Source organism: Kitasatospora sp. NPDC005856 (genome assembly GCF_040629945.1).
Taxonomy (GTDB): Bacteria; Actinomycetota; Actinomycetes; order Streptomycetales; family Streptomycetaceae; genus Kitasatospora.
Genome location: NZ_JBEXWT010000035.1, coordinates 45,045 through 72,032, shown reverse-complemented (window position 1 = coordinate 72,032; position 26,988 = coordinate 45,045). Strand labels below are relative to the sequence as shown.

Genomic DNA, 26,988 nt, shown 5'->3' with positions numbered 1-26,988 from the left:
GTGAGCCTAGGGCAAGCGGACTGACTGCCCGTCACACGTGCGGCGGCTCCACGTCCGAGTCCAGCCGCGTCCCGGCCCGCACGGCGATCGTCGTCGGGTGCTCCTCCCCCAGGGTGACCCGGGCGCGCCGGATGCAGTCCGCCCGCAGCTCCGCCGCCCGTTCGCCGTACCCGAGGGCGGCCAGCGACAGCGAGAGGTTGGAGTTGATGCCGATGGAGTCGTAGTGGTCCTGGCCGAGGGCCTCGGTCATCAGCGGCGCGGCCTCCAGTTCCAGGTCGAGCGCGGCCTGGAGTTCCCCGCCCAGCGACAGGTCGTTGGCGTGGTTCATCATCGCGATCGGGATGTAGAGGTGCTGCGCGCCGAGGACGGTGCGGAACTGCGCCAGCGTGCGGCCGGACAGCTCGCGCGCCTCCGTCGTGCGCCCCGCCAGCCGCAGGTACACCGAGAGGTTGTTGGCACCGGCCAGCGTCACCGGGTGGTTCTCGCCCAGGTAGTCGCGGTAGCGCGCCAGCGCCCGTTCGGCCAGCGGGATCGCCCGCCCGGTGTCGCCGAGCGCGTTGAGGTCGCTGGCCAGGTTGGTGGCGGCGGCCAGGGTGTCGGGGTGCTCGGCGCCGTTGATGTCCAGGTAGCGCTGGTAGATGTCCTCGTCGATCTCCAGGGCCTCGTGGTACCGGCCGGCCCGGCGCAGCGCCACGGCCAGGTTCTTGCGGGCGCGCAGGGTGTCGGTGTGGCTGTCGCCGATGGTCTGCTGGTAGATCCGGACGGTCTCCTCCAGCAGGTCCAGGGCCTCCCGCAGCCGCCCGGTCTCGCGCAGGTCGCGGGCGTAGTTGGAGGCCGAGGAGAGCGCGTAGAGGCTGTGCGCGCCGAGCGCGTCGCGCTGCTGGAGGTAGTTGCTGCGGTGCCGCTCCAGGGCGGCCCGGCGGTCGCCGGCCAGGTAGTCGGAGACGGCGAGGTTGTTGGTGATCATCAGGGTGCGCGGGTGGTCCGGGCCCAGGGTGCGCCGGGCGGCGTCCAGGGTGCGGCGGTCGAGCGCCCGGGCCTCGTCGTAGCGGCCGAGGAAGCGCAGGTCGGCGCCGAGGCTGTTGGCGACGGCGAGGGTGTGGGAGTGCTCCGGTCCCAGGGTCGCGGTGAAGCGCTCCAGGATGTCCCGGTCCATCTCGTACGCCTCCTGGAGGGCGCCCTGGGAGCGGCGGATGTTGCTCAGCTGGGTGCGCAGCATGAGCGTCTGGGCGTCGTTGTCGACGTCGAAGCCGGGACCGCCGTAGCCGTCCTGGCGCCAGTGCTCCAGGGTCCGTTCGGCCAGTTCGCGGCCGGACTCGTGCAGGCTGCGCTTCCACTGGTAGCGGACCGAGTCGATGATCCACTGCCGGACGTCCTCGTCGGCGCTGTCGAGCGCCCCGGACGGCCAGAGGTGGGGCAGGAGTTCGGCGTACTCGGCCCAGTTCGCGGGCACGTCCGGGTCGCCGGGGTTGGCGGTGGCGAGCGCGGCGTGGACGACGCCGCGCAGTTCGGCCCGCCGCTCCTCCTCGACCTGGTCCCGCAGCACCGCCTGGACCAGCCGGTGCACGGTGATGGTCTCGCTGCCCTGGTCGGTGCGGGCGAGCCCGAACCGGTTGATGGCGCGCAGGAATTCGCCGATCGCGAGCTTGTCGCGGGGAGCGCGCGGGGGCAGCCGCAGGGCGCGGGTGACGGCCCGGCTGTAGAGCAGCCGCATCGGGATCGCGTCCGGGCCGAAGAAGGCGCAGATCTCCAGGATCTGGGCGGCCGGGGCGTTCATCCGGCGCAGCTCCTCGACCGAGATGCGCCAGGTCGCGGCGGCCGAGTGCGGGTAGTCGGCGGCGCGCAGCCGGGTGCGCTCCAGCATCTCGGTGAGCTCTTCGTCGAGCAGTTCGAGGTAGGTGGCGATCGGCATCGACGTCTCCTGGAGCCAGACGGCGGCCTGGCCGACGGCCAGCGGCAGGTCGCCGAGGCGGTGGGCGACCTGGTCGGCGTCCTCCGAGGAGAGGCCGCCGTTGAATCGGCGCAGCAGCCGGACGCTCTCCTCGCGGAGGAAGACGTCGACCTCCACCAGGCCGGCGTGCCGGGCCCAGCCCTGGTTGCGGGAGGTGATCAGCACGTGCCCGCCGGGGGAGCCGGCCGGCTGCCAGGGGGCGAGCTCCTCGGGGGTGCCGGCGTTGTCGAAGACGAGCAGCCACCGGCGGTACGGCTGGCCGCGGCGCAGCGCGTCGAGCACGGCGGCGGCGGTGTGCGCGACGTCGTCGCTGGTGGGCACGCCGAGCCTGGGCGCCAGTTCGGCGAGCTTCTGCGGGATGTTGGCCGGCTCCTCAGCGGGCACCCACCAGACCACGTCGTAGGCGGCCTTGAAGCGGTGCGCGTACTCGGCGGCGATCTGGGACTTGCCGGCGCCGCCGAAGCCGTAGAGCACCTGGCTGAGCACGGCGGCCGGCCCGCCGGTGAAGCGGTTGCGGAGCAGTTCGAGCAGCTTGCCGCGGCCGATGAAGGCGGCGTTGCGCGAGGGCGCCTCCTGGACCTGCGGGGCGGTGCCGGGGAACCGCGCGGGGGCGGCGAACTCTCCGCTGTCGGTGTCGAGTTGGCGGTTGCTTCCGGGCGGCGGGCCGAGTTCGGCGTAGAGCTGGGACTCGGCGCCGACCGCGGAGGAGCGGACCAGGTCGGGCACCGGCGGCCCGGCGAACGGGCGGGGCACCGGCTCGTCCGAGTCCTGGAGCCGGAAGGAGACCAACGCCGGTGATCCGGAGGCGAGTTCGCGCCCCTGGAGGAGCTGCCAGACCTCGGCCGCGCGGGGCAGTGCGGTGTACTCGGGCGACAGCAGCGCGAGCAGCCTGCCCTGGCCTTCGACCGGCCCGGCGACCTCCGGAGGACGGGTTCCGGTGTACGGCTCGGCGGCGCTGTGCAGGGAGGTCTGGTAGCCGAAGCGGGTGAGCGTCCCAGCGGCCCACTCGGCCCACATCCGGTCCTCGGGGGCATAGCTGACGAACACCTGGCGCGGCACCGCGCGGGCGGAGCGCAGGTAGGCGCCGTAGAGCCGGCGGCGGGTCTCGGCGGTGAGCGGACGCAGGGTGCGGACCTGACCGTCGGTGATCCAACCGGCCAGCCGCTCGAAGGCGTTGAGCAGGCTGCGGGCCTCCTGGGGTCGGTCGGCGACGGTGGCGGGCACCTCCTCGTAGGCGTAGAAGGGCTTGTACGGCACCTCGACGTCGGCCCAGTAGCCCGCCCGGCGGTCGCCGGCCAGCCAGCGGCCGAGGTAGGGGGCGAAGGCCTCGCGGGCGTAGTCGCGCCCGGCCTCCAGGCGCTCCTGCTCGGCGTCCTCGACCCGCATCGGGACCGGCAGCACCCGGATCGCCCGCTCCTCGGCCTCGGCGATGGCGCGGGCCGCGTCGACGCCGCCGCGGATGTTCTGGGCGCTGAAGGTGAAGCAGTCCACCACGGTGTCGGGCATCAGGACGGTGCAGATGCCGGAGGTGTCGCTGACGCCGGTGCGGCTGTCGATGAGCACGTAGTCGTAGCCGCGGGCCCAGCGGTCGCGCAGCTCGCGCAGGAACTCGCCGCCGCGGATGTCCCGGCCGTGGTAGAAGCTGCGCCAGTTGAAGCTGGTGACGGCGGCGGCGTAGGCGGCGTTCTGCCGGCCGGCGGGCAGGAAGTCGAGCCGGCCGCCGGGCGGCAGGTCGAGGGCGAGGCCGCAGACGTAGCCGTCCAGCCGCCCCGGCTCGTCCAGCCAGGCGGCCGGGGAGAGCCCGACCGGCCCGACGGCGGAGGGCAGCGCCTGCTTGACGTAGGAGCGCAGCAGGTCGATCAGGCCGTCGGTGGAGTGCAGTTCCGGGTCGACGAGCAGCGGGTGGTAGTAGCGGTGGAGGCCGGGCGCCTCCAGGTCCCAGTCGACGACCAGGACGCGCAGGCCGCGGCTGGCGAGGATCCAGCCGACGTTGGCGAGCGCCATGGTGCGGCCGGTGCCGCCCTTGAAGGAGTAGAACGTGACGACCGATCCCGGTCCGCCGCGCTCCGGCTCCGCGCCGGGTTCAGTGGTCATCGTCCTGGTCTCCCCTCAGCGGGACAGCGTCGTCCTGGCCCCGGCGCTGGCCGGGGAGTTCCTTCGGAGCCGGATCGGGATGGTGCCGCGCGGACGGCGGGCTCTGGCGCGGGCCGCGGGGACCGCGCGGACCGGGTGGGCCGGGCGGGCCGGGCGGTCCGGCCGGGATGGTCAGCCCGGGCATGTCCGGGCCGTCGCCGAAGCCGAAGGCGTCGTCCCCGGAGCCGAAGCCGAAGGCGTCCGCGCCATCGTCTCCCCAATCGAGGTTGTCGTCCATGAGCTTGTTCTGAGCGACCGTCACCATGATGGTGAGGTCACTGTCGAAGCTCTCCTGGTTCACGCGCACCCTGAACAAGTGCTCCAGGTCGCTCCGGCGCAACCAGTTCCGGCGGAACACTCCGCGCACGCCGGTCCACGGCGCTTCGCGCTCCCCGTCCGGGTCGCTGCGGCCGATCGGGACCACCACGCCGGTGACCGGGTGGTTCTGGTCGTCGTACTCACTCAGCGCGGCCCGGTAGCGGCCGCTGCCGGCCACCCACGGGTCGACCAGGAGCACGCTGACCTGGCTGTCCTCCCGGGCCTGGTCGAGCTTCTCGCCGAGGCCCGGGCCGATCTCCTCCAGCGTGGTGGTGTGCCCGGCCGCGGTGATCACCTGCTGGGCGCGCGCCGCGAGGGACGGCCGGTTGGGCGGATAGTAGGGCGCCCAGTGCCAGGGCTTGGCCCCGTACCAGCCGCCCGCGTACGAGCCGCCCTCGACGGCGGCCACGGCGGCGCCCGCGGCGGCGGCCTCGGAGGCGCTGCCGGCCGCGATGAACAGCCGCACCATCCCGGGGCTGGGGGCCGGCTCCGGCGTCGCCGGGGGCGGGAAGTAGCCGCGCACCGCGCCCAGGTCGAACTCGGGCAGCTCGCCGAGCCGGCGCGCGGCCGCGTCCCGGACCCGCTCCGCGACCACCCGGACGATCTGCTCGTACGCCCCGCTCTGCGCGGTGCGCAGCAGGGCCCGCAGGCCGTGGCGGGCGTAGGCGTCGCCCATGTCCGGCTGGACCCACTGGACCTTGGTCACCTCGGCGGCGAGCTCCCCCGACCCGACGGGCTCCCAGAGCACCGGGATCAGCGCCGGGACGAGCTCCCCGGTGTCCTCGTGGTGGCGCCGCACCCGGCCGCGGAAGGCGGTCCACTCCTTGCCGCAGTAGAGGCTGGCGAAGTAGGCCGGGGAGTAGAGCGCGATCATGGTCCGGCTGCGGCCCAGCATCGTCGCCAGCCGCTCGGCCCAGTCGTCGCCGAGGCGCAGCTGCTCGGTGTCGCGGAAGGCGAGTTCCTCGGCGCGGGCGGCCGCGCCGAGGAGGCGGCCGAGTTCGTCCCGCAGGTCGTTGAAGAACTGGTTGACGAACGCGTCCTCGGCCTCGAAGTCCCGACGCGCGTAGCTGAAGAAGAAGTACGGCCGTTGCTGTTCCTGCTCCACCACCTGTTTCCCCCCGTGCCCGACGGTCCGCGACGGCGCTGGTTTCATACCCCAGCATGTCGTGAACTCCCCCGGCCCCGCTGGCGAGTTGGCGGATTGGGCGCCCTGGGCGGTTTAGCCGGTGGTCAGGCGCACTCGGGCAGCGCGGGGCGCTCCGGCGCCCGGGGGCGCGCGGACGGGATCGCGGGGCGCGCCAGCAGCGCCAGCAGCGCCGACGAGCGTTCGAGGACGGGCCCTGCCGGCCGGGGATCCGAGGACGGACCCCACCGGCGGGGGGCCGAAGCCGGGCCCTACCGGTCGAGCGCCGACTGGAAGGCGGCGAGCGGTTCCGCGCCGGGGGTCAGGGCGTCCGCGACCACCCGGCGCAGCAGGTCGCCGAGGACGGTGTCGGGCAGGGCGTCGAGTTCGTCGAGCGGCAGGGCGGTGACGTCGACCAGGTCAGAGCCGAGTCCAGCGGCGGTTTCCGCACCGGTGACGCTCATCAGTCCCTCACTCGATCGTGTCGGCACAGCGGGATGCCCGCCGGAAGTGCATCGGCGCAGGTCCGCGACGGGCATCCTACACCGGAGGGTGACGGTCCATCAGCTCCGCGCGGTCGCCGCGCGGAGCCTGTGGGCCGAACGGATCACGGGCAGAGCCGCTCCACCCGCCACCCCGTCGGGCTGGACGGGTCGGCGACGTAGCGGAGCCGGTCGTGCAGCCGGTTCTCCCGGCCCTGCCAGAACTCGACGCTCTGCGGGACCACCCGGTACCCGCCCCAGAACGGCGGGACGGGCACGCCCTCGCCCTCCGGGTAGCGCCGCTCCAGCTCGGCGTAGCGCTGTTCGAGGACCTCCCGGCCGCCGACCGGGCTGGACTGCTCGCTGGCCCAGGCGCCCAGCTGGGAGCCGTGCGGGCGGGTGCGGAAGTAGGCGGCGGTCTCGTCCCGTCCGACCTTCTCCACGCGGCCCTGGACGATCACCTGGCGGGCCAGCGCGATCCACGGGAACAGCAGGCCCGCGTACGGGTTGGCGGCCAGCTCGGAGCCCTTGCGGGAGCCGTAGTTGGTGAAGAACACGAAGCCGCGCCGGTCGTAGCCCTTGAGCAGGACGGTGCGCGAGCTGGGGCGTCCGTCGGCGTCGGCGGTGGAGAGCACCATGGCGTTGGGCTCCACCACCCCGGCGTCGTCCGCCTCGTGGAACCAGCGGGTGAACTGGCCGATCGGCTCGGGCGCGAGCTGCTCCTCGACCAGGCCCTCGTGGCTGTAGTGCTTGCGCATCACGGTGAGGTCCGGGCCGGGGCGGGCCTCCTCGGCCAGGGTCCGGTTGGCGGGGCTCGGGGGCGTCGACTGGGCGCGATCCGGGGTCTGCACGCCAACATCATCCCGTACGACAAGCAGCGGGCACCGCTACCTCCGGACAAACCCCGGTGGGAGATAAGGTGACCCGCCACCGATTGGCCGCCCGTCCTGCGGGGAATTGTCCGGAACCAGGCGTTTGGTTCCCGGGGATTCCAGGGGTTCCACGACCTCCCCGGACACGACCGGCCCCTGCGGCCGGGAACTCGGGCGGGTCCGCGGGAAACATCACCACGGTGGTGTATGGCGCAATGCACCCCGTGCCTGTCACTCTGGCACCGAGTGCCAAACACCATTCGGTCACTGGCGTGCCGCCCCACCACGGCGGAGCGCCGATCGCAGAACTTGAAGGAGCCGTCGCATGTCCGATTTCGTACCCGGGCTTGAGGGAGTCGTCGCGTTCGAGAGCGAGATCGCCGAACCCGACCGTGAAGGCGGCGCCCTGCGGTACCGCGGTGTCGACATCGACGACCTGGTGGGCAACGTCTCCTTCGGCCACGTCTGGGGCCTGCTGGTGGACGGCAAGTTCAACCCCGGCCTGCCGGCCGCCGAGCCGTTCCCGATCCCGGTGCACTCCGGCGACATCCGGGTCGACGTGCAGTCCGCACTCGCCATGCTCGCCCCGGTCTGGGGCCTCAAGCCGCTGCTGGACATCGACGCCGAGCAGGCCCGCGACGACCTCGCCCGGGCCGCCGTGATGGCCCTGTCCTACGTCGCCCAGTCGGCCCGCGGCCAGGGCCTGCCGATGGTCCCGCAGAGCGAGATCGACAAGGCCGAGACGGTCGTCGAGCGGTTCATGATCCGCTGGCGCGGCGAGCCGGACCCGAAGCACGTCAAGGCCGTCGACGCCTACTGGACCTCGGCCGCCGAGCACGGCATGAACGCCTCCACCTTCACCGCCCGGGTCATCGCCTCCACCGGCGCCGACGTCGCGGCCGCCCTCTCCGGCGCGGTCGGCGCGATGTCCGGCCCGCTGCACGGCGGCGCGCCGTCGCGCGTGCTCGGCATGATCGAGGAGATCGAGCGCACCGGCGACGCGACCGCCTGGGTCAAGAACGCCCTGGACAAGGGCGAGCGGCTGATGGGCTTCGGCCACCGCGTCTACCGTGCCGAGGACCCGCGCGCCCGGGTGCTGCGCCGTACCGCCAAGGAGCTCGGCGCGCCGCGCTTCGAGGTCGCCGAGGCACTGGAGAAGGCCGCGCTGGAGGAGCTGCACAACCGCCGCCCCGACCGCGTGCTGGCCACCAACGTCGAGTTCTGGGCCGCCATCATGCTGGACTTCGCCGAGGTTCCGGCGCACATGTTCACCTCGATGTTCACCTGCGCCCGCACCGCCGGCTGGTCGGCGCACATCCTGGAGCAGAAGCGCACGGGCCGGCTCGTGCGCCCCTCCGCGCGCTACGTCGGCCCCGGCCCGCGCCGCCCCGAGGAGATCGAGGGCTGGGACGCCATCGCCCACTGACCCCCTCCCGGGGATACCGGACGAGCGTCCGGACAGTGCCCCTGAGCAGCGGGTCCGGCTCCGGCCGGGCCCGCTGTCGCGTTCCCGCGGCGGGAGCCCGAGCGGCCGTGATCACAGTCTCAGCGGGCGGACGGCCGTACCCCGCCGGACCCTCCGGCCGGTAGGCTGCGCGCGTGGCTCAGATCCAGATCCCCGCTGACATCAAGCCCGCAGACGGCCGTTTCGGCTGCGGACCGTCCAAGGTGCGCCCCGAGGCCCTGAGTGCCCTCGCCGCCACCCAGACCTCCCTGCTCGGCACCTCGCACCGCCAGGCCCCGATCAAGGACCTGGTCAAGCGCGTGCGCGAGGGCGTGAGCAGCCTGTTCTCGCTGCCGGACGGCTACCAGGTCGTCCTCGGCAACGGTGGCTCCACCGCCTTCTGGGACATCGCCGCCTTCGGCCTGGTGCGGGAGAAGTCCCAGCACCTGGACTTCGGCGAGTTCTCCTCGAAGTTCGCCTCCTCGGTCAAGGCCGCGCCGTGGCTCGCCGAGCCGACCGTGATCAAGACCGCCCCGGGCACCCACCCGCTGCCGGTCGCCGAGGCCGGCGTGGACGTCTACGGGCTCACCCACAACGAGACCTCGACCGGCGTCGCGATGCCGATCCGGCGCCCGGCCGGCGCGGACGAGGGCTCGCTGGTCCTGGTGGACGCCACCTCGGGCGCCGGCGGCCTGCCGGTGGACATCACCGAGACGGACGTCTACTACTTCGCCCCGCAGAAGTCCTTCGCCTCCGAGGGCGGCCTGTGGCTGGCCACCTTCTCCCCGGCCGCCCTGGAGCGCGCCGCCGAGATCGCCGGCTCCGGCCGCTACATCCCGCCGTTCTTCTCCCTGCCGACGGCCATCGACAACTCGTCGAAGGACCAGACGTACAACACCCCGTCGCTCTCCACCCTCTTCCTGCTGGCCGACCAGCTGGAGTGGCTGAACGGCAACGGCGGGCTGGACTGGGCGGTCGCCCGCACCGCGGACTCCTCGTCCCGGCTGTACTCCTGGGCCGAGAAGTCCTCCTTCGCCACCCCCTTCGTGGTGAACCCGGCCGAGCGCTCCCAGGTGGTCGGCACCATCGACTTCGACGAGTCGGTGGACGCCGCCGCGGTCGCCAAGGCACTGCGTGCCAACGGCATCGTGGACACCGAGCCGTACCGCAAGCTGGGCCGCAACCAGCTGCGCATCGCGATGTTCCCGGCGATCGACCCGGCGGACGTCGAGGCGCTCACCCACTGCATCGACTACGTGGTCGAGCAGTTCTGACCCCGTCCCCCGAGGACACGGCCGAGGGCCACCGCCGACGGGCGGTGGCCCTCTCGCCGTTCCGGGGCCCCGCCGGCGGCCGCTGCGCCGGACGGGCGGCTAGCGGCCGACCAGTGAGCTGATCAGCACGACGACCAGCATCAGCACCAGGGTGCCGGAGACGATGCGCATACGAGTCTTGGGATCCACGGTCAACGAGCGTACCTCCGGCTCACCCGGGACTCCTCCCGGGCCCTGACCCTCGCCCCCGGCCACCGCCCCGACTCGGCCCCGGCCTCGACCCCGACCCTCAGCTCCAGTCCGCCAGCGGCCAGGAGCGCAGCGACTCGTAGCGCGCGGGGCCGCCGCCCGGGTCGCTGCGCATCAGGTGCAGCTCGGCGGCGTCCCACTCCGGCCCCCGGTAGTCGGCCAGCGCCGTCACCAGGCCGTCCAGCTCGGCCGCCGCGACCCGCTGCACGGCCCGCCGGTGGCCGCGCGAGGAGCCGGCCCGGGCGAGGGTGAGGTGCGGGTGGAAGGCGTAGTCGTCGCTCGCCCCGGTCACCTCGTCGGTGGCCGCGGTGACGGCCTCGGCCAGCCGGCGCAGCGCCCAGACCTGGCCGTCGACCCCGGCCCAGAGCACCCGGTCGCCGAACCGCCCCGCGCCCGCGATCCGCAGCCGGTGCACCGGGTGGACCTCGGCGACGGCCGCCAGGCCCGCTTCCAGCTCCGGCAACGGCTCGGCCGCCACCTCGCCCAGGAAGGCGAGGGTCAGGTGCCGGCCCTCGGCGCCGGTCCAGCGCAGCCGCTCGGCCCCGGGCAGCTCCCGCAGCGGGGCGACCGCGTCGGACAGCCCCTGCAACGCCTCGACCGGCGGCAGCACTGCCACGAACAACCTCATGGGTCAATCTTCCCGCGCCCCGGCGTTTGGGATAGAACGTTCCTTCATGAAGATCCGCAACGGGGGTCCCGAGGACGTCCCCGACATCCTGTCCCTGCTCGACGGCGCCGTCTCCTGGCTGGCGTCCCGGGGCCGCACCGGCCAGTGGGGGGACCAGCCCTTCAGCAGCGTCCCGGCCCGGGTCGACCAGGCCACCTCGTACGCCGCCGAGCCCTTCCTGATCCGCCTCGCCGTGGACGACGACGGCCGTACGGTCGGCTGCTGCGTGCTGTCCGAGGACTGCGGCCGGTGGATCCCCACCGTGGAGGAGCGCGAGCTGTACGTCCGCCTCCTGGTCACCGACCGCAGCCGCAGCGGTTCGGGCCTCGGCGCCGCGCTGATCGCCGACGCGGTGGAAGAGGCCCGCCGGCGCGGCATCGGCCTGCTCCGGGTGGACTGCTACGCCGGTGCCGACCGCAAGCTGGTCGCCCGGTACCGGGCGTTCGGCTTCACCGAGACCGATGGCTTCGAGGTCGAGCAGCCGAACGGCGTCTGGCCGGGCCAGGTCCTCGCCATGCGGCTCTGAACCGCCTCAGGCCCCCGGGACACCCCGGGGGCCCGAGGAGCCGTCAGCAGGCCGTGGCCAGCTCCGGCTTGGCCACAGCGGCGGCCCGCGGCACGAAGGCCACCACCCGGCCGCCGCGGCCCGGGTGCAGGTCGAACCGCACCCGCAGGTCCGCGCTGCGGGCCAGCACCAGGCCGACCGTGCCGGCCGCCGCCGCGGACACCAGCCCGCAGGCCAGCAGGCCGAGCCGGGGCCCGTACGAGGCGGTCACCCAGCCGACGATCGGGGCGCCGATCGGCGTGCCGCCGGTGAAGACCAGCACCAGCAGGCCCATCACCCGGCCGCGCATCTCGGGGTCGGTGGCCAGCTGCAGCGAGGAGTTGACCGAGGTGTTGAAGCTCAGCCCGAAGACCCCGATCAGCATCAGCAGCAGCGCGAAGGTCCAGTAGTCGGGCGCGAACGCGGCGACCACCTCCAGCGCGCCGAAGGCCAGCGCCGCACCGACCAGCCGGCGCAGCCGCGGCACGCCCCGGCGGGCGGCGAGCAGCGCACCGGTCAGCGAGCCGATCGCCATCGCGGTGTTCAGCAGGCCGTACTGGCCGGCGCCGACCTCGAAGGTGTCGTACGCGAAGCCGGAGAGCAGCGTCGGGAAGTTGAAGCCGAAGGTGCCGATGAACCCGGCCAGCACCATCGGCCAGAGCAGCTCGGGCCGCTCCTTGACGTACCGCAGCCCCTCGCGCAGCTGCCCCTTCTCGCGGGCGATCGGCTCGGTCGGGCGCAGTTCGCCCTCCCGCATCGCGAGCAGCCCGCCGATCACGGCGGCGAAGGACAGCGCGTTGACGGCGAACGCCCAGCCGCTGCCGACCGCGGCGATCAGCAGGCCCGCGACGGCGGGGCCGACCAGCCGGGCGGTCTGGAAGTTGGCGGCGTTCAGGCTGACGGCGTTGGCGAGGTCCTCGGGTCCGACCATCTCGGAGACGAAGGCCTGCCGGGTGGGGTTGTCCACCACGGTGACCAGGCCGAGCAGCAGCGCGAAGGCGTACACGTAGTACGGCGTCACCACGCCGCCGACGGTCAGCACCGCGAGGCCGGCGGCCAGCAGGCCCATCGCGCCCTGGGTGTAGATCAGCAGCCGGCGCTTGGGCATCCGGTCGGCGAGCACGCCGCCGAACAGGCCGAACAGCAGCATCGGCAGGAACTGCATGGCGGTGGTGATGCCGACCGCGAGCGGGCTGCCGGTGAGGCTCAGCACCAGCCAGTCCTGGGCGATGCGCTGCATCCAGGTGCCGGTGTTGGACACCACCTGGCCGGCGAAGTAGTAGCGGTAGTTGCGAACGCGCAGTGAGGAGAACATCCCCCCGGGCCTGGTGAACCGGGCACCGGTCGGGGACGGGGCCGCGTGGGCGCGGCGCTGAGCGGCGGAGTGCGCCGCGGTGCGTTCGTCGGGGTCGTCGTCGCCGTTGCCGGGCAGTCCCGTGGGGGCGGGGGCCTGGGCGTCGGCGGCCGCGGCGCCGGCCGCGGCGGGGTCGGTGGTCGGGTCGTCGGTGCGGATGGCGGCGGCGCTGGCTGCGGCCGGCGGTGTCACGTTGGTCTCCCCTCGTGGCGCGACGGCCATGGCGGTGGCCGTCGCGCTCCTGGTGTCGGTGGTCGGTCCTGCGGTGATGCGGGCTCCTCGTTCTCCCGGCGGCCGGCCGGGGTCGGTGTGCCTCGAGGTGTACGAGCTACAGGTGGGCGAGCTTGTAGAGCACGGGCGCGGCCTCCCTGAGGACGGCCCACTCCTCCTCGTCGAGCCCCTGGGCGAGCTCGGCGAGCCAGACGTTCCGGCGCCGACGGCTCTCCGCGAGGATCGTCTCGGCCTGCTCGGTGCTGCTGACGACCACCTGGCGGCGGTCCTCGGGGTGCGGCTCGCGCCGCACCAGCCCCTTCTCCTCCAGCATCGCGACGATCCTGGTCATCGAAGGCGGCTGCACGTGCTCCTTCCGGGCGAGCTCACCCGGTGTCGCCTTTCCGCACCGGGCGAGGGTGCCCAGCACTCCCATCTCGGTGGGACTCAGCGACTCCTCCACCCGTTGGTGTTTGAGTCGTCGGGAGAGGCGCATCGTGGACGATCGCAGCTGACTGATCGCTGCGAGGTCCTGCTCGGACATCTCGGGCATCTCTTTAGTCTATGTCATTACTCTCGCTAAGGAAAATGGGATCCGCCGCCGTGCCGGAGGGTCACCCCGGTGCCATATTGGTCATGGGCCCCAGCTCTCTCCCGGAAGGGCCGACCTGCCATGTCCGACGTCGCCACCGAGCAGTCCGAGCGGTCCCAGCGGCCCGAACAGCCGCAACCGTCCGAGCGGTCCGCGCAGACCGGGCCCGGTGAGACCGGCTTCGCCCGGCTCGCCATGGTCACCATCGACTGCGCCGACCCGGTCGCGCTGGCCTCGTTCTACGGCGAGCTGCTGGGGTGGGAGACCAGGCACGCGGACGAGCACTTCGCGATCCTGGACAACCCCGAGGGCGGCAGCCCGCTGGGCTTCGGACGGGTGAGCGGATACCGGCCGGAGCCGTGGACGGAGCCGGACGGCAGCAAGCACTTCCACCTCGACTTCTACGTCGACGACCTGGAAGAGTCCACCGCGAAGGCCCTCGCGCTCGGCGCCACCGAGCCCGCCTACCAGCACGGACGCACCCTGCGGGTGCTGATCGACCCGGCCGGCCACCCGTTCGGGCTAGCCCCGCTGGAGTGAGCGCCGGAGGCGGCCGAAGGCGGCTCGCAGGCGGCTCGCAGCCGCCCGGAGACGGTGCGCAGGCGGTGTCAGGGGTTGGTGCCGGGATCATGCAGGCCGCGTAAAGGCCCATCCTGACCTGGGACTTCACGAAAAGCGCGAACATTGTGCGACCGCCGGGCAGTGACTACGCTCCCCGCTTGTCAGGGGCACCACATGTCAGGCTTCTCCCTCGCGGGAGCACCTCCCCGCCCCGGTGCCCGTTGCCGCGCGCCTTCCCCGGCCAGCCGCGTCCGTCCGCGCCCCGGTGCCCTCAACGTGCCCTCAACCCTCGTCCAGGGAGCTCTCTGTTGGGTGAGATCCACCATGCCGACCACGGCTGGGTGACACCGGCGGTCTCGTACTTCGTCGCCTGCGTCGGCGCCTTCGTCGCACTGCGCAGCGCCCGCTGGGCGCTCGTCTCCCGGGGCCGCACCCGGGCCGTCTGGCTGCTGTTCGCCTCGACCTCGCTCGGGGCCGGGATCTGGTCCATGCACTTCATCGCGATGCTCGGCTTCTCCGTGACCGGCGTCGAGATCGGCTACCGGCCCGGGGTGACCGTACTCAGCCTGCTGGTCGCCGTCGCCGTCGTCGGCGTCGGGCTCTTCACCGTCGGGTACTGGCGGCGCCGCGTCCTGGCGCTGCTGGTCGGCGGGCTGACCACCGGCCTCGGGGTCGCCGCGATGCACTACCTGGGCATGGCCGCGATGGTGCTGCCCGGCCGGCTCGGCTACGACCGGCTCACCGTGGCGGCCTCGGTGGCCATCGCGGTGGTCGCGGCCACGGCCGCGCTCTGGGCCGCGCTGAACATCCGGGGCACCCTCGCGGTGCTGGCGGCGGCACCGGTGATGGGCGTGGCGGTCTGCGCGATGCACTACACCGGCATGGCGGCGCTCTCCGTCCGGCTGGACTCCTCGCGCTCCACCGCGGGCGGTGTGATGGCGCTCCAGTTCCTCTTCCCGCTCGGGGTCGGGCTGGGCTGCTACGTCTTCTTCGGCTCGCTGGCCTTCGCGGTCTCGCCGAGCCGGCCCGACTCCCGGCCCCTGCTGGCCGGTCCTGCCGCCCCGCTGCCTCCGCGGCCCCCGCGTGCCCCCGGGGCCGTGTGGGCCGCGGAGGCAGCGCGCACCCCGGGTGGCCAGGACGGCCCGCTGCTCCGGGAGCGGCGGCGGCCTCCGGCCGGTGCGGCCCGGCGCTGAGGCCGGGTACGGGAGCGGGGCCCGAGCGGGCGTCCGGCCGGGTCCCCCACCCCGGCCGGGCGCCGCTCCGGGTCCCCGCTCCCGGTTTTCGGCTACCGGTTTCCGGCTTCCGCAGCCGGCCCCCGCTCCCGGCCTCCGGCGCGGCCCGGGCCCGCCGTCAGGGCTGTTCGGGCCGCCCGAGCAGCTCCGCCACGTGCTCCGGCGTGGCCACCGGGCAGACCTTGTGCACGAAGTCCCGCCGCAGCGCGTGGTACGGCTCGCCCGCCCGGTAGAAGTTGGCGTGCATCCGGCGCAGTTCCTCCGCCCGGTACTCGGCCAGCGGCTTGGCCTCCTCGTCGACCGCGCGGCGGCGCTTCTTGTCCACCAGCCGCCCGGTGAGGTCCGGCGAGGCGGCGATCCGGGCCGCCTCGCGCGCCACCCAACGGCGGAACCCGGCCGCGTCCCCGCCGGCCGTACGGTCCACCAGGCCGATCCCGCGGGCGTGGTCGGCGCCGACCGGCAGCGCCTCGGCGGTGAGCCGCTCGGCCTGCTCGGCGCCGACCCGGCGGGGCAGGGTGTACGTCCAGTACTCGGAGCCGTACAGACCCATCAGCCGGTAGTGCGGGTTGAGCACCGCCGACTCCCGGCACCACACCTCGTCGGCGGCGAGCGCCATCATCAGCCCGCCGGCCGCCGCGTTCCCGGCCAGCGCCGCGACCGTCACCTTGTCCGTCGTGGTCAGCACCGCCTCGACGAAGTCGTCCATCGCGTTGATGTTCTCCCACGACTCCAGCGCCGGGAAGGCCGCGCCCTCGATGACGTCGAGCTGGATCCCGTTGGAGTAGAAGTCCCGTGGCGCGCCGAGCACCAGCACCGAGGTCGGCCGGTCGGCCGCCTCCCGGTAGGCGGCGAGCAGCCGGCGGCACTGCTCGGTGCCCATCGCCCCGCCCGCGTAGGCGAATTCGAGGAAGCCGACCTCGCCCTCCTCGCGGTAGCGCAGCTCCGACCAGGTGTCCCGGCCGCTCGCCCGCTCCGGGCTCACCGGCACCTCGCGGACCCGGTACAGCTCGTCGGCGAGCACGGTGGCGGCCGGCAGCTTGAAGGTGACCGGACCGCCGGGGGTGCGGCGCGGGCGCAGCTGCGGTATCCACACCGCGCCGTCCACGGTGGCCCGGCAGATCGCGCCGTCCCGGGTGGCGAGCACGGCGCCGGGCACCGGGCCGCGCAGTTCGTCCTCGGGGTGGCCGCCGTGCAGGAAGAACTCCCGTCCGTACAGCTCGTCCAGCACGCCGGGCTGGGAGTCGGCGGCGCGCAGCTTGCGCAGCACGGTGGCGGTGTCGTCCCGCTCCCAGTCGATCCGGCGTTCCTCCTGGCGCAGGAACGGCCGCGCCCGGCCGCGCACGTCCGGCCGGGCGTAGTCCAGCGGCTCGGGGGTGAACAGCCCGCCCTCGTACCGCTGGACGGCCAGCAGGACGGCCTCGACGGCGGCGTCGGCGAGCTCGCCGCGGTACAACTCGCTCTTGCCGCAGTCGGGGACGGGGAAGTCGACGGACGCCCAGATGTCACCGGCGTCCATCTCCTCGACGGCCTGCAGCACGGTGACGCCCCAGTGCCGCGCCCCCTCGGTGATCGCCCGGTCGAGCGAGGAGGGGCCGCGGTCGCCCGGGGGGCCCGGGTGCACGATCAGGACGGTCCGGCTGGACCAGATGTCCTGCGGGACGGCCTTGGTGAGCATCGGGCAGACGATCAGCTCGGGGTCGGTGCGGGCCACCGCCGCCCTCATCTGCTCGTCGCCGAGAGCGAGTTGGACGGCGACCCGGTGGCCGCGCCCGCGCAGGGCGGTGTGGACGCGCTGGGTCAGGCTGTTGAACGCGCTGGCGATCAGGAGAATGCGCAAGGAGGGCCTCCGGCGGGAACTGGGGTCGCGCGCAGGCGATGAAACCACGGCATGGACACGTAATGATTACGGTCCGTACCTGGGCGCTCTACTCTCACGCACCCCGCACACCTGTGCGCCGCGTTTCGCCGGATCTCCCCAAGTCCCCGCTCCGGTCGAGTACCCTTCCCCGCCCGGCCCGCCCGGCCCGCCCGGCGCGGGAGCACCCGGCGGGCCCAGCGGGCCCGACTCAGCGCGGGAACGCCCGGCGGGCCCGCCAGGTGGTGTGCTCCCGGGAGACGGCGTCCTCGGCGTCGGCGGCCAGCCGGGCCCAGCGCGCCTCGGCGTCCGGCGCCTTGAGGTCGAGGTCGGACAGCTGGTTGCCGACGTTCTCCAGCTCGCGCGCGGCCAGCTGGTAGGCGGCGGCCAGCGGGCCGAGCTGCTTGAGCTGCGTCCAGGCGATGATCGCCGCGGCCGCGGCCGAGGTGGCCCCGAAGAGGTGCACCTGCAGCGCGCCGGTGGCCTGGGCGACGGCCGCCGCCGCGCCGACGATGATCAGCACCGCGATGCCGAGCCCCCAGGAGACCGCCTGCGAGTCGCAGGCCTCGGCCCGGGAGCGGTACCAGGTGCGCTGCCCCTCGACCCGGGTGCGCAGGTAGAGGGTGCGCCGGGCGGCCAGGCTCTCGGCGCGCTGCCGGCGCATCTCCGGGGTGATCTCGGCGACGCTGCCGGGCGGCACGATCTCCGGATCCTCGAAGGCCCGCAGCACGTCCTCGACCTGGAGCAGGTAGCCGCGGTCGACGTCCGCGGACTCGGCCGGCCCGTCGAACGGCCGGGCCCGGACGGTGTACTTCCAGGCCAGCGTCTTGACCGACTCGGCCGCCGCCCGGGCCTGGTACCAGCGGCCCTGCGGGTTGCTGCGGCGAAGCCGGGACCAGAAGTACCCGGCCACCAGGAAGGCGGCCACCGAGAGCATCGGCCAGGCGTCGAACTCTCCCTTGTCGTCCGGGCCCGGGAACGACCCGATCAACGCCGCGACCACCAGCATCGCGATCAGTCCGCGGTACCAGCGCAGTGTCTCGCGCTGCCCGTCCAGCGAGGCCTTGTCCGCCGTCCAGAACAGCTCCGGCAGCAGCTGCGCCTCGACGCCCCCCGGCGGATCCTGTTGCACCATCGGTCGAGTCCCCTCCCCCTTCTCCGTCCAGCCAGTATTCCCACCGCCAACTCGCCTACACGGGTGCCTTTTTGACAACTTCTGACGGTTGATCGTTGCCCGGCCGTCCGGTAACCGGTAGAAACGGTTACATGCCGCTGCACTGGAAGCTCGTCATCGACTGCGCCGACCCGCACCGCCAGGCCGCCTTCTGGGCCGCCGCCCTGGAGTACACGACGGAGGACCACGGCGCGCTGATCACCCGGCTGCTCGCCGCCGGCGCGATCGGCCCGGAGGCCGTCACCGAGCTGGACGGACGCCCGGCCTGGCGCTCCCTGGCCGCCGTCCGCCACCCCGAGGACCCGTTCGACCCGGCCTCGGACACCGGCCTCGGCCGCCGTGTCCTGTTCCAGGCCGTCCCCGAGCCCAAGCAGGGCAAGAACCGCCTGCACCTCGACGTCCACCCCGGCCCGGGCGAGCGCGAGGCCACCGTCGCCCGCCTCGTGGCCCTCGGCGCCACCGTCCTGCGGCAGGTCGAGGAGCCCGGCGGCTCCTGGACGGTCATGCGGGATCCCGAGGGCAACGAGTTCTGCGTCCACTGACCGGAGGACCGCCGCGGGATCCGACCGGGAAACGCCGGAGCCCCGCCCTCCCGGAACCGGGAGGGCGGGGCTCGGTCGACGTCGCGGCGTCAGAGCAGGCCGAAGGCCGGCATCAGGTAGTAGAAGGCGAACACCGCCGCCACCGCGTACATCGGGACGGGGACCTCACGGCCGCGGCCGGCGGCCAGGCGCATCACGCAGAAGGTGATGAAGCCCATGCCGATGCCGTTGGTGATGCTGTAGGTGAACGGCATCATCACGATGGTCACGAAGGCCGGGATCGCGATCGTGTAGTCGGCCCAGTCGATCTCCTTGATCGAGTTGGCCAGGATCAGGAAGCCGACGGTGACCAGGGCCGGGGTGGCGGCCTGGGCCGGGACCATGGTGGCGAGCGGGGTGAGGAAGAGCGCCACCACGAAGAGCAGGCCGGTGACGATCGAGGCGAAGCCGGTGCGGGCGCCCTCGCCGACGCCGGCGGTGGACTCGACGAAGCAGGTGTTGGCGGAGGACGAGGTGGCGCCGCCGGCCGCGGTGGCGATGCCGTCGACCATCAGGACCTTGTTGATGCCGGGCAGGTCGCCCTTGGCGTCCAGCAGGTGGGCCTCGTCGGCCACGCCGAGGATGGTGCCCATCGCGTCGAAGAAGCACGACATCAGCACGGTGAAGACGAAGAGCAGGCCGGTCAGCACGCCGACCTTCTCGAAGCCGCCGAACAGGCTGACCTTGCCGACCAGTCCGAAGTCGGGCGCGGAGACCGGGTTGCCGGGCCAGGTCGGGACGGTGAGGCCCCACTTGGCGGCCGGGACGTCGGCCACCTTGTCGATGAGCACGGCCAGCGCGGTGGAGACCGCGATGCTGATCAGGATGGCGCCGGGCACCTTGCGGATCAGCAGGACCAGGGTGAGCAGCAGGCCGACCACGAAGATCAGCACCGGGAAGCCGAGCAGGTGCCCGTCGCCGCCGAGCTGGAGCGGGACGGTGGTGTGGGCGGCGTCCGGGATGCGGCTGACGAAGCCGGAGTCGACCAGGCCGACGAGGCTGATGAACAGACCGATGCCGATCGCGATGGCCTTGCGCAGGCCGAGCGGGACGGCGTTCATGACCCGCTCGCGCAGCCCGGTGGCGACCAGCAGCATGATCGCGAAACCGGCCAGCACGACCATGCCCATGGCGTCCGGCCAGGTCATCTTGGGGGCCAGCTGGAGCGCCACGATCGTGTTGACGCCGAGGCCGGCGGCCAGGCCGATCGGGACGTTGCCGATGACGCCCATCAGCAGCGTGGTCAGACCCGCGGTCAGGGCGGTGGCGGTGACCAGCTGGGCGCTGTCGAGGTGGGCCCCGGTGACGTCCGTGCCGCTGGCCAGGATGATCGGGTTCAGCACCAGGATGTACGCCATGGTGAAGAAGGTGGCGACACCACCGCGGATCTCGCGCGGCAGGGTGGAGCCTCGCTCGCTGATCCGGAAGAAGCGGTCGACGGCGCTCGTGGGGGGCTTCGGCGCGGCGTCGGCGGGTTCGGGCGACTCGGTGGTCGGCTGGACCACAGGCATGCGTGCGTCCTCTGTGGGGGAGCTGAGGAGAGGGAGGGGGACGCCCAGGGCGACGGTGGCTGGGCGCAGATCTTTAAGTATGGTTTCCCGATCGCACACGCGCTATCTTCGCGCGTAGAGCCAGCAGGCGGTCCGGACACCCCACAACTGCCCCACCGCACCGTACGCTAGGCCCCATGCCCAAGACGCCACTGCACCCCTCGCCCCCTCCGCTGGAGGCCAACGACGTCGCCATCGTCGGCGGCGGCACGGTGCTGTGGTTCGTCGCCTTCCTCGCCCTGCTCCCCTTCCAGGGCACCCTCTCCGCGCACGGCCACGGCACCTGGCCCTGGATCTGCCTCTCCGGCGGCCTGCTCGGCCTGATCGGCCTCTGGTACTGCCGCGCCCGGCGGGACGCCATCGCCCGCGGCCGCGCCGCCGAGGCGGCCGAACCCGCGCCGGGGCACACGGCCGAACGGACGACCGAGGGCAACGGTCAGAACCCGGCCACCCGGTCGGACTGAACAGTCCTTTAGTAGCACGCACCGGACATAAGGCACCCGTAGAGTCGGTGCCATGACGCAGCCTGCCCAGCCAGCGGAAGAGCGGTCGACCGACGCAGACCGCCCGGACGGAGCGCACCCCCTCGGTCTGCTGCCCGGCCGGCGCGGCGGCCTGACGGCCGCGGAAGTGGCCGAGCGGGTCACGAAGGGCCAGGTCAACGACGTTCCGGTCCGGTCCAGTCGGTCCACCAGGGAGATCGTCCGGGCCAACGTCTTCACCCGCTTCAACGCGATCATCGGCGTGATGTTCGGGATCATCCTGATCGTCGGTCCGATCCAGGACGGCCTGTTCGGCCTGGTCATCGTGGCCAACACGGCGATCGGCATCATCCAGGAACTGCGCGCCAAGAAGACCCTGGACAGCCTGGCCCTGATCGGCGAGGCCCGCCCGCAGGTCCGCCGGGACGGCTCCGCCCGGCAGATCGGCGTCTCCGAGATCGTCCTCGACGACACCGTGCTGCTCGGCATCGGCGACAAGGTGATCGTGGACGGCGAGGTCACCGAGGCGGACGGCCTGGAGATCGACGAGTCGCTGCTCACCGGCGAACCCGACCCGGTCCTCAAGCAGCCCGGCGACCAGGTGATGTCCGGCAGCTTCGTGGTGGCCGGGGCCGGCGCGTTCACCGCCACCAAGGTCGGCCGCGAGGCCTACGCGGCCCAGCTCGCCGAGGAGGCCAGCAAGTTCACCCTGGTGAAGTCCGAGCTGCGCTCCGGCATCGACAGCATCCTGCGGATCATCACCTACCTGCTGATCCCCACCGCCCTCGGTCTGATCATCAGCCAGCTGGCCGTCGAGGGCCGGGACTGGAAGGAGGCCGTCCGGCGCATGGTGGCCGGCATCGTGCCGATGGTCCCCGAGGGGCTGGTGCTGCTGACCTCGGTCGCCTTCGCGATCGGCGTGGTCCGGCTCGGCCGCAAGCAGTGCCTGGTCCAGGAGCTCCCGGCGATCGAGGGTCTGGCCCGGGTGGACACCGTCTGCCTGGACAAGACCGGCACCCTCACCGAGGGCGGCATGGACGTGATCGACCTGCGGGTGCTCTCCGACGGGGAGCCCACCGCCGTCGCCCCGGAGACCATCAAGCACGCCCTGGCCGTGATGGCCGGCGCCGACGCCCGCCCCAACCCGTCCATGCAGGCGGTCATCGACGCGTACGGACGCGGCGACGGGCCCGCCGACGGTTCGGCGGACGGTTCCGCGGGCGGTTCGGCGGGCGGTTCCGCGGGCGGTTCCGCGGGCGGTTCCGCGGGCGGTTCCGCGGGCGGTTCCGCGGGCCGCGACGGCTGGCGGGTGATCGAGGCGATGCCCTTCTCCTCCGCCCGCAAGTGGAGCGGCGTGCAACTGCTGGAGCCGCAGGGCGGCGAGGCCAGCTGGCTGCTCGGCGCGCCCGACGTCCTGCTGCCCGCCGGGCACCCGGCGCTGGCCGAGGTGGACGAGCTGGGCGCCCAGGGCCTGCGGGTGCTCCTGCTGGGCCGCACCCCCGTCCCGCTGGACTCCCCCGACCCGGCGGCCGACCTCACCCCGCTCGCCCTGGTGGTGCTCCAGCAGCGGCTGCGCTCGGACGCCGCCGAGACGCTGCGCTACTTCGAGGGCCAGCGGGTCCGGGCCAAGGTCATCTCCGGCGACGCGGCGGTCTCGGTCGGCGCGGTGGCCGGCCACCTGGGCCTGCCCGGCGCCGACCACCCGATGGACGCCCGCGCCCTGCCCGCCGACCCGCAGGAGCTCGCCGAGACCGCCGACCGGACCAGCGTCTTCGGCCGGGTCACCCCGCAGCAGAAGCGCCTGCTGGTCGGGGCGCTGCAGTCCCGCGGCCACACCGTGGCGATGACCGGCGACGGCGTCAACGACGTGCTGGCGCTCAAGGACGCCGACATCGGCGTGGCGATGGGCACCGGCTCCGACGCCACCAAGGCCGTCGCCCAGATCGTGCTGCTGAACGACTCCTTCGCCTCGCTGCCGTCGGTGGTGGCCGAGGGCCGCCGGGTGATCGGCAACATCGAGCGGGTCGCCTCACTCTTCCTGGTGAAGACGGTCTACTCGGTCCTGCTGGCGCTCCTGGTGATCTTCACCCATTCGCCGTACCCGTTCCTGCCCCGGCACTCCACCGTGCTGTCCTCGCTGACCATCGGCATCCCGGCCTTCTTCCTCGCCCTCGCCCCCAACAACGAGCGGGCCCGCACCGGCTTCGTGAAGCGCGTGCTGCGGCTGGCGATCCCCGGCGGGGTGATCGCCGGCACCGGCACCTTCGTCGCCTACTCGCTCGCCCGCGCCAACCACGCCACCGACCTCAAGGCCGACACCAGCGTGGCCACCCTGACGCTCTTCCTGATCGCCATCTGGGTCCTCGCCATCGTCGCCCGCCCGTACAACTGGTGGCGCCTGCTGCTGATCGGCAGCATGGGCGGCGCCTTCGCGCTGGTCCTGCTGGTGCCCCCGCTGAAGAGCTTCTTCGACCTCTCCCTGGTCGGCTACCGCGACCCGCTGGTGGGCGTCGCCATCGCGGTGGTCTGCGGCATCGCCCTGGAGATCGCCTGGCGCTTCATGAAGCGCCGCGGCATGGAGTGACGGCCCGGGCGGTCGGCCGCGCCACGGCGTGACGAGCCCCCTCACACCCCCGCGTGACAAGCCCCCGCGCGCACCCGATGACGGCCCCGGAAGGGGGTGCCGGATGGCACGCGGAGACGGGGACCTGGAGGCGTTCACCGCCTTCCCGGGCGGGCTGCTGGCGGCCGGACCGGCGGCCCTGGCGATGGCGGGGATCGCTCTGGCGGTGCGACCGACACCCACGCTGCGGACCGCCGCGCTGGTGACGCTCGGCACGGTCCGGCTGACCACCACCGTCTACCGGCGGCTGCGGTCGCGCACCGGCCGGGCGGCCGGTGCGCGGCGCGCGGCTCAGCCCTCGAAGTCGCGGGCGGCCGAGAGCTCGTAGGCGCGGTCCGGCTCGCTGAGGGCGGCCAGCACCTCGAAGCGGCGGTGCCACTGCCCGACCGACCAGGCCAGCCCGGCGGCCAGGCCCTCCGGGGTGGCCGCGTGCAGCAGGCCGGGCACCGGCGGGACCTCGAACTCGTCGTCCTCGTCGTCGGCCTCGGCCAGCTCCGGGTCGTACGGCGGCTCCGGGGCGTCCGCCCCGGTGTCCCAGCGCCAGTCCACCGCCGCCTCGCCGCCGTCCGGCCCGACGACCAGCAGCTCCTCGTGCTCCTCGTAGGCGACCGGGCAGCCGGGCAGCAGCTCCCGCACCACCGCCGGGACCCGGTGCAGCACGCCCTCGGAGAGCACCCGGCCGCCCGCCACCTCGCTGGCCAGCGACACGTGCAGCCGCTCGGCGAGGTCGGCGGCCAGCGCCGGGGCGACCGGCAGCAGCGGGTACGGGTGCAGCAGCTGGACCAGGTCGGGGGCGTCGGCGACGACCGCCTCGGTGGCGTCCACCACCACGGTGTGGGCCGGCCGGCGCCCGGTCGCCGGGTCCAGCGGCGGCAGCGCCCGCACGATGTCCAGCGGCTCGATCCGCTCGCGGTCCACCCGGGCCAGCGCCGTGTGGATGCCGTGCAGCTGGCGGTGGCCGACCTCGACGTCCGGGTCGGTCATCCGGTCCAGAACCTCGTCCGGCCCGTGCGGCTCGGCGAGCAGCGCGGCCAGCGTGGTGCGCACCCCGAGCGCGTGCAGGAACTGCTCGTCCAGGGTGGTGCGGGCCTCGTCGTACAGGCCGCGCAGCAGCGGGTCGGCCCCGGCGGCGCGCAGCCCGGCCGGCTCGCGGCCCGCCAGCACCGGGTGGTCGCGCAGCCACCACGCGGTGTACGGCGGCAGGTCGGCGTACGAGCCGTCCGGCAGCAGGGTGCGCACCGGGGCGACCACGGCGTCCCGGTACGGCGGGCGGGCCAGCGCCGCGAGCGCCTGCGGCCAGGCGTCGTCGTCCACCAGGTCGAGGTCGCGCACGGCCAGCAGCTCGGCGGCCACCGGCGGGACGCCGACCGCCTCGTCGGCCTGCAGCGCCTCCAGCGCGTCCTCGGCCCACTCGGCGAGCCCGTCGGGCGCCTCGTCCAGCAGGCCGGTGGGGTGGCCGCCGGCCGCGCGGTCGGCGGAGACGGTGGGGTCCAGCCGCTCCAGGTCGTCCGGGTCGAGCACCACGTCCTCGGCGCGCACCAGCACGAACTCGGCCAGCACGCCGACGGCGGCGAGCACCTCCGGGCCCCAGCGCTCCAGCAGCTCGTCGTCCACCCAGCCGGCGTCCTCCTCGCGGGCGAGCGCGGCGAACGGGCTTCCGGGCAGCACGAGCTCGCCGGCGCGGGCGGGCTCGCCCTCGTCGTCGAGCAGCGCCAGCCGGGCCAGCCAGGGGTGGGCGCCCGGCTCCGGGGCGGCGGCCTTCACCAGGGCGAGGACGGCGTCGGCGAGTTCGAGCGCCGCGTCCAGGTCGTCCTCGGCCAGCTCGTAGGAGCGGGCGACGGCGGCCCGCACCTCGGGGGTGTCCAGCACCCCGGCCGGGGTGGCGGTGCCGGCGCCGAGCTTGGCCAGCAACGGGTGGGCGGCATCGGGGTGGGCCAGGCGCAGGTCGAGCGCGGCGAGCGCGCCCGCCAGCGACTCGGGGTACCCGGGGAAGGCCGCCCAGTCGGCGTCCTCGGAGGGCAGCAGGACGCGCCGCGGCCCGGTGACCGTCCGCCCGTCGGCGAGCGGGACGGGCAGCGCGCCGAGCGCCTCCGGGTCGGCCGCGCCGAGCGACGCGTACAGGTTGCGCCACCAGGCGGGCTCGCGGTCCAGGCCGCCGAGCTGGTCCACCACCTCGGCCAGCGGCACCCGGCGCACGTTCAGCACCCGCAACTCGGTGCGACGCTCCAGGCCGGCCGGCAGCAGCCCCGGGAAGATCGGCGAGAGCGCCTCGACCACCGAGCCGTCCGCGCCCTCCAGCAGCGTCGCGTCGCGGGGCCGCAGCGCGGGCGTGCCCTCCTCGACCGGCGCCGGGTGCGGCAGGAACGGCGTCCCGGGCAGCCGGGAGAGCACCGCGGCGCGCAGCGCGTTGTCCAGCGCGCCCTGGCCGAGCGGGGCCGGGACGAGACCGAGCGAGCCGAGGTCGGCGCCGCGGGCGCGCAGCAGCTCGGCGTAGCTGTCGGCGGCGCGCTCGGTGAGGAAGTCGGCCAGCGGGCCGGGGGCGGCGTGCCGGCGCGTGGAGTCCAGCGGGTAGGAGGCGATCAGCAGCGCGGGCAGGCCGACCGGCTCGTCGCTGGGGGTGGGCGCGTGCAGCACGGAGGCGATCCCGGGCCGCTGCGGGGCACCGTCCGGGCCGACCGGGACGGCCCAGGTCACCGTCCAGTACGGGCGGGCGCGCTCCTCGGTGGGCCGGTCGACCAGCAGCTCGGCCGAGAGCGTGCCGGAGGCCCCGACGGTCTGCCAGACCGTCTGCCGCGGGCGGCCGCCCGCGTCGTCGGTGACGGTGACCTCGGTGACCCCGTCCGGGCGGGCCTCCGCGGCGTCCCGGGTGAGGGTGCGGGTGCCGTCCGGGGTCTCCACCACGACCTCGCGCAGGCCGGGCAGGGTGAGCAGCAGCGCGTCGTCGATCCCGGCCAGCAGACGGCGGGTCAGGTCCTCGGCGGCGGCGTCCCGCAGCGGCAGCACCACCACCGTGTCGTAGCCCGCCGGGGCCGGGCCCTCGGCCGCGAACGGCAGCCGCAGCAGCGGCACGTGGCCGTCCCGGCGGCGCAGCTCGTCGGTCAGCTCGGGCTGGGCCGCGGCCAGCGCCCGCGCCTCGCCGAGCGACCAGCGCACCCCGCCGGTGGCGCTCAGCACGGCCGGCTCGTCGGTGACCGCGAGGACGGCGGCGAAACCGACCCCGAACCGGCCGACGGCGGGCGTCTCGCCGCGCTTGGAGGAGGCACGCAGGGTGGACAGCGACTCGACCGCGGCCGCGTCCAGCGGGGCGCCGGTGTTGGCGGCGGCGAGCACGCCGTCGGCGAGGGTCAGCCGCAGCCGGCCGGGGCCCTGGCCGGCGCGGACCGCGGCGTCGGCCGCGTTCTGCGCCAACTCGACCACCAGGCGGTCGCGGTAGCCGCCGAGCGCCAGCTCCTCCTCGGCGTTGGCGTCCTCCCGGAACCGGGCCGGCGAGGCGGCCCAGGCGGCCAGCACCCGTCGGCGCAGCGCGGCGCTGCCGAAGGGGTCCGCGAGGTGCTCGTCCGTGCCGCTGCCGATGATCCGAGGTTCCACTGGACCTGCCGCCTTCCGCTGCCCTGTTCGTCGTAGGGCATTCTTCCCTGCCCCACTGACTGCTCCCGACCACCGGCCGCGCCGGTGGCGGCCCCGGACGGCCCTTTCCGCAGCCCGCCCGCCGTCCGC

General features: G+C 74.1%; 20 protein-coding genes. 9 read left to right on the top strand and 11 right to left on the bottom strand.

The window, feature by feature from the left end; all coding sequences use genetic code 11:
• Nucleotides 1–31: 31 nt before the first annotated feature.
• From fxsT to pdxH, 4 genes are all read right to left on the bottom strand, one after another.
• Nucleotides 32–4,045, bottom strand: coding sequence for an FxSxx-COOH system tetratricopeptide repeat protein (gene fxsT, locus ABZ449_RS21995; protein ID WP_360348299.1), 4,014 nt, complete (start codon nucleotides 4,043–4,045; stop codon nucleotides 32–34).
• Nucleotides 4,035–5,510 carry a TIR-like protein FxsC gene (locus ABZ449_RS21990; protein WP_360348296.1) on the bottom strand — a complete coding sequence of 492 codons (1,476 nt, stop codon included), beginning with the start codon at nucleotides 5,508–5,510 and terminating at the stop codon, nucleotides 4,035–4,037. Before ABZ449_RS21990 ends, fxsT begins: the two co-directional genes overlap by 11 nt.
• 287 nt (nucleotides 5,511–5,797) lie before the next feature.
• Complete coding sequence (gene fxsA / locus ABZ449_RS21985) at nucleotides 5,798–5,989, bottom strand: FxSxx-COOH cyclophane-containing RiPP peptide (RefSeq protein ID WP_360348294.1); 192 nt, start codon at nucleotides 5,987–5,989, stop codon at nucleotides 5,798–5,800.
• Between the two features lie 143 nt (nucleotides 5,990–6,132).
• Nucleotides 6,133–6,765: a pyridoxamine 5'-phosphate oxidase gene (gene pdxH / locus ABZ449_RS21980; protein ID WP_360348331.1), complete on the bottom strand. Its 633-nt coding sequence runs from the start codon at nucleotides 6,763–6,765 to the stop codon at nucleotides 6,133–6,135.
• Between the two features lie 439 nt (nucleotides 6,766–7,204).
• Between pdxH and ABZ449_RS21975 the strand changes: the two genes are divergently transcribed.
• The gene (locus tag ABZ449_RS21975) at nucleotides 7,205–8,305 is read left to right on the top strand and encodes a citrate synthase 2 (protein ID WP_360348291.1); all 1,101 of its coding nucleotides are present in this window, start codon (nucleotides 7,205–7,207) and stop codon (nucleotides 8,303–8,305) included.
• Nucleotides 8,306–8,478: 173 nt separating this feature from the next.
• Nucleotides 8,479–9,597 (top strand): phosphoserine transaminase, encoded by a 1,119-nt coding sequence (gene serC, locus ABZ449_RS21970; protein ID WP_360348288.1) that lies wholly within the window; start codon nucleotides 8,479–8,481, stop codon nucleotides 9,595–9,597.
• Nucleotides 9,598–9,886: 289 nt separating this feature from the next.
• On the opposite strand, the gene thpR is transcribed toward serC, so the two are convergent.
• Entirely contained in the window at nucleotides 9,887–10,474 is a 588-nt protein-coding gene (gene thpR / locus ABZ449_RS21965; RefSeq protein WP_360348285.1) for an RNA 2',3'-cyclic phosphodiesterase, read from the bottom strand.
• Between the two features lie 46 nt (nucleotides 10,475–10,520).
• On the opposite strand from thpR, the gene ABZ449_RS21960 reads away from it, so the two are divergent.
• The gene (locus ABZ449_RS21960) at nucleotides 10,521–11,039 is read left to right on the top strand and encodes a GNAT family N-acetyltransferase (protein ID WP_360348282.1); all 519 of its coding nucleotides are present in this window, start codon (nucleotides 10,521–10,523) and stop codon (nucleotides 11,037–11,039) included.
• A 43-nt stretch (nucleotides 11,040–11,082) separates the two neighbouring features.
• Here the strand turns inward: ABZ449_RS21960 and ABZ449_RS21955 are convergent, their stop codons facing one another.
• A complete protein-coding gene (locus ABZ449_RS21955) occupies nucleotides 11,083–12,372 on the bottom strand; it encodes an MFS transporter (RefSeq protein WP_360348328.1) in 1,290 nt (429 codons plus the stop codon).
• 367 nt (nucleotides 12,373–12,739) lie between these two features.
• Nucleotides 12,740–13,174, bottom strand: a complete 435-nt coding sequence (locus ABZ449_RS21950; RefSeq protein WP_030235202.1) for a MarR family transcriptional regulator — start codon at nucleotides 13,172–13,174, stop codon at nucleotides 12,740–12,742.
• 120 nt (nucleotides 13,175–13,294) lie between these two features.
• Between ABZ449_RS21950 and ABZ449_RS21945 the strand changes: the two genes are divergently transcribed.
• On the top strand, nucleotides 13,295–13,753 hold the full coding sequence (locus tag ABZ449_RS21945) for a VOC family protein (protein WP_360348279.1): 459 nt from the start codon (nucleotides 13,295–13,297) through the stop codon (nucleotides 13,751–13,753).
• Nucleotides 13,754–14,082: 329 nt separating this feature from the next.
• Nucleotides 14,083–14,967 carry an MHYT domain-containing protein gene (locus ABZ449_RS21940; RefSeq protein WP_360348276.1) on the top strand — a complete coding sequence of 295 codons (885 nt, stop codon included), beginning with the start codon at nucleotides 14,083–14,085 and terminating at the stop codon, nucleotides 14,965–14,967.
• A gap of 157 nt (nucleotides 14,968–15,124) precedes the next feature.
• Here the strand turns inward: ABZ449_RS21940 and ABZ449_RS21935 are convergent, their stop codons facing one another.
• Nucleotides 15,125–16,843 carry a hydrogenase maturation protein gene (locus ABZ449_RS21935; RefSeq protein ID WP_360348273.1) on the bottom strand — a complete coding sequence of 573 codons (1,719 nt, stop codon included), beginning with the start codon at nucleotides 16,841–16,843 and terminating at the stop codon, nucleotides 15,125–15,127.
• A 229-nt stretch (nucleotides 16,844–17,072) separates the two neighbouring features.
• A complete protein-coding gene (locus tag ABZ449_RS21930) occupies nucleotides 17,073–17,996 on the bottom strand; it encodes a DUF4231 domain-containing protein (RefSeq protein WP_360348270.1) in 924 nt (307 codons plus the stop codon).
• Between the two features lie 131 nt (nucleotides 17,997–18,127).
• Between ABZ449_RS21930 and ABZ449_RS21925 the strand changes: the two genes are divergently transcribed.
• Nucleotides 18,128–18,577, top strand: coding sequence for a VOC family protein (locus ABZ449_RS21925; RefSeq protein WP_360348267.1), 450 nt, complete (start codon nucleotides 18,128–18,130; stop codon nucleotides 18,575–18,577).
• Nucleotides 18,578–18,666: 89 nt separating this feature from the next.
• Here the strand turns inward: ABZ449_RS21925 and ABZ449_RS21920 are convergent, their stop codons facing one another.
• Nucleotides 18,667–20,127, bottom strand: coding sequence for an NCS2 family permease (locus ABZ449_RS21920; RefSeq protein ID WP_360348264.1), 1,461 nt, complete (start codon nucleotides 20,125–20,127; stop codon nucleotides 18,667–18,669).
• 176 nt (nucleotides 20,128–20,303) lie between these two features.
• Here ABZ449_RS21920 and ABZ449_RS21915 point away from each other — a divergent pair, with 176 nt between their 5' ends.
• From ABZ449_RS21915 to ABZ449_RS21905, 3 genes are all read left to right on the top strand, one after another.
• Nucleotides 20,304–20,630: a DUF2530 domain-containing protein gene (locus tag ABZ449_RS21915; RefSeq protein WP_360348261.1), complete on the top strand. Its 327-nt coding sequence runs from the start codon at nucleotides 20,304–20,306 to the stop codon at nucleotides 20,628–20,630.
• Between the two features lie 52 nt (nucleotides 20,631–20,682).
• On the top strand, nucleotides 20,683–23,232 hold the full coding sequence (locus ABZ449_RS21910; RefSeq protein WP_360348258.1) for an HAD-IC family P-type ATPase: 2,550 nt from the start codon (nucleotides 20,683–20,685) through the stop codon (nucleotides 23,230–23,232).
• Nucleotides 23,233–23,335: 103 nt separating this feature from the next.
• Complete coding sequence (locus ABZ449_RS21905; protein WP_360348255.1) at nucleotides 23,336–23,599, top strand: hypothetical protein; 264 nt, start codon at nucleotides 23,336–23,338, stop codon at nucleotides 23,597–23,599.
• Here ABZ449_RS21905 and ABZ449_RS21900 read toward each other — a convergent pair.
• A complete protein-coding gene (locus ABZ449_RS21900) occupies nucleotides 23,563–26,859 on the bottom strand; it encodes a molecular chaperone Hsp90 (RefSeq protein WP_360348252.1) in 3,297 nt (1,098 codons plus the stop codon). The two genes, ABZ449_RS21905 and ABZ449_RS21900, sit on opposite strands and share 37 nt — an antisense overlap.
• Between the last annotated feature and the right edge of the window lie 129 nt (nucleotides 26,860–26,988).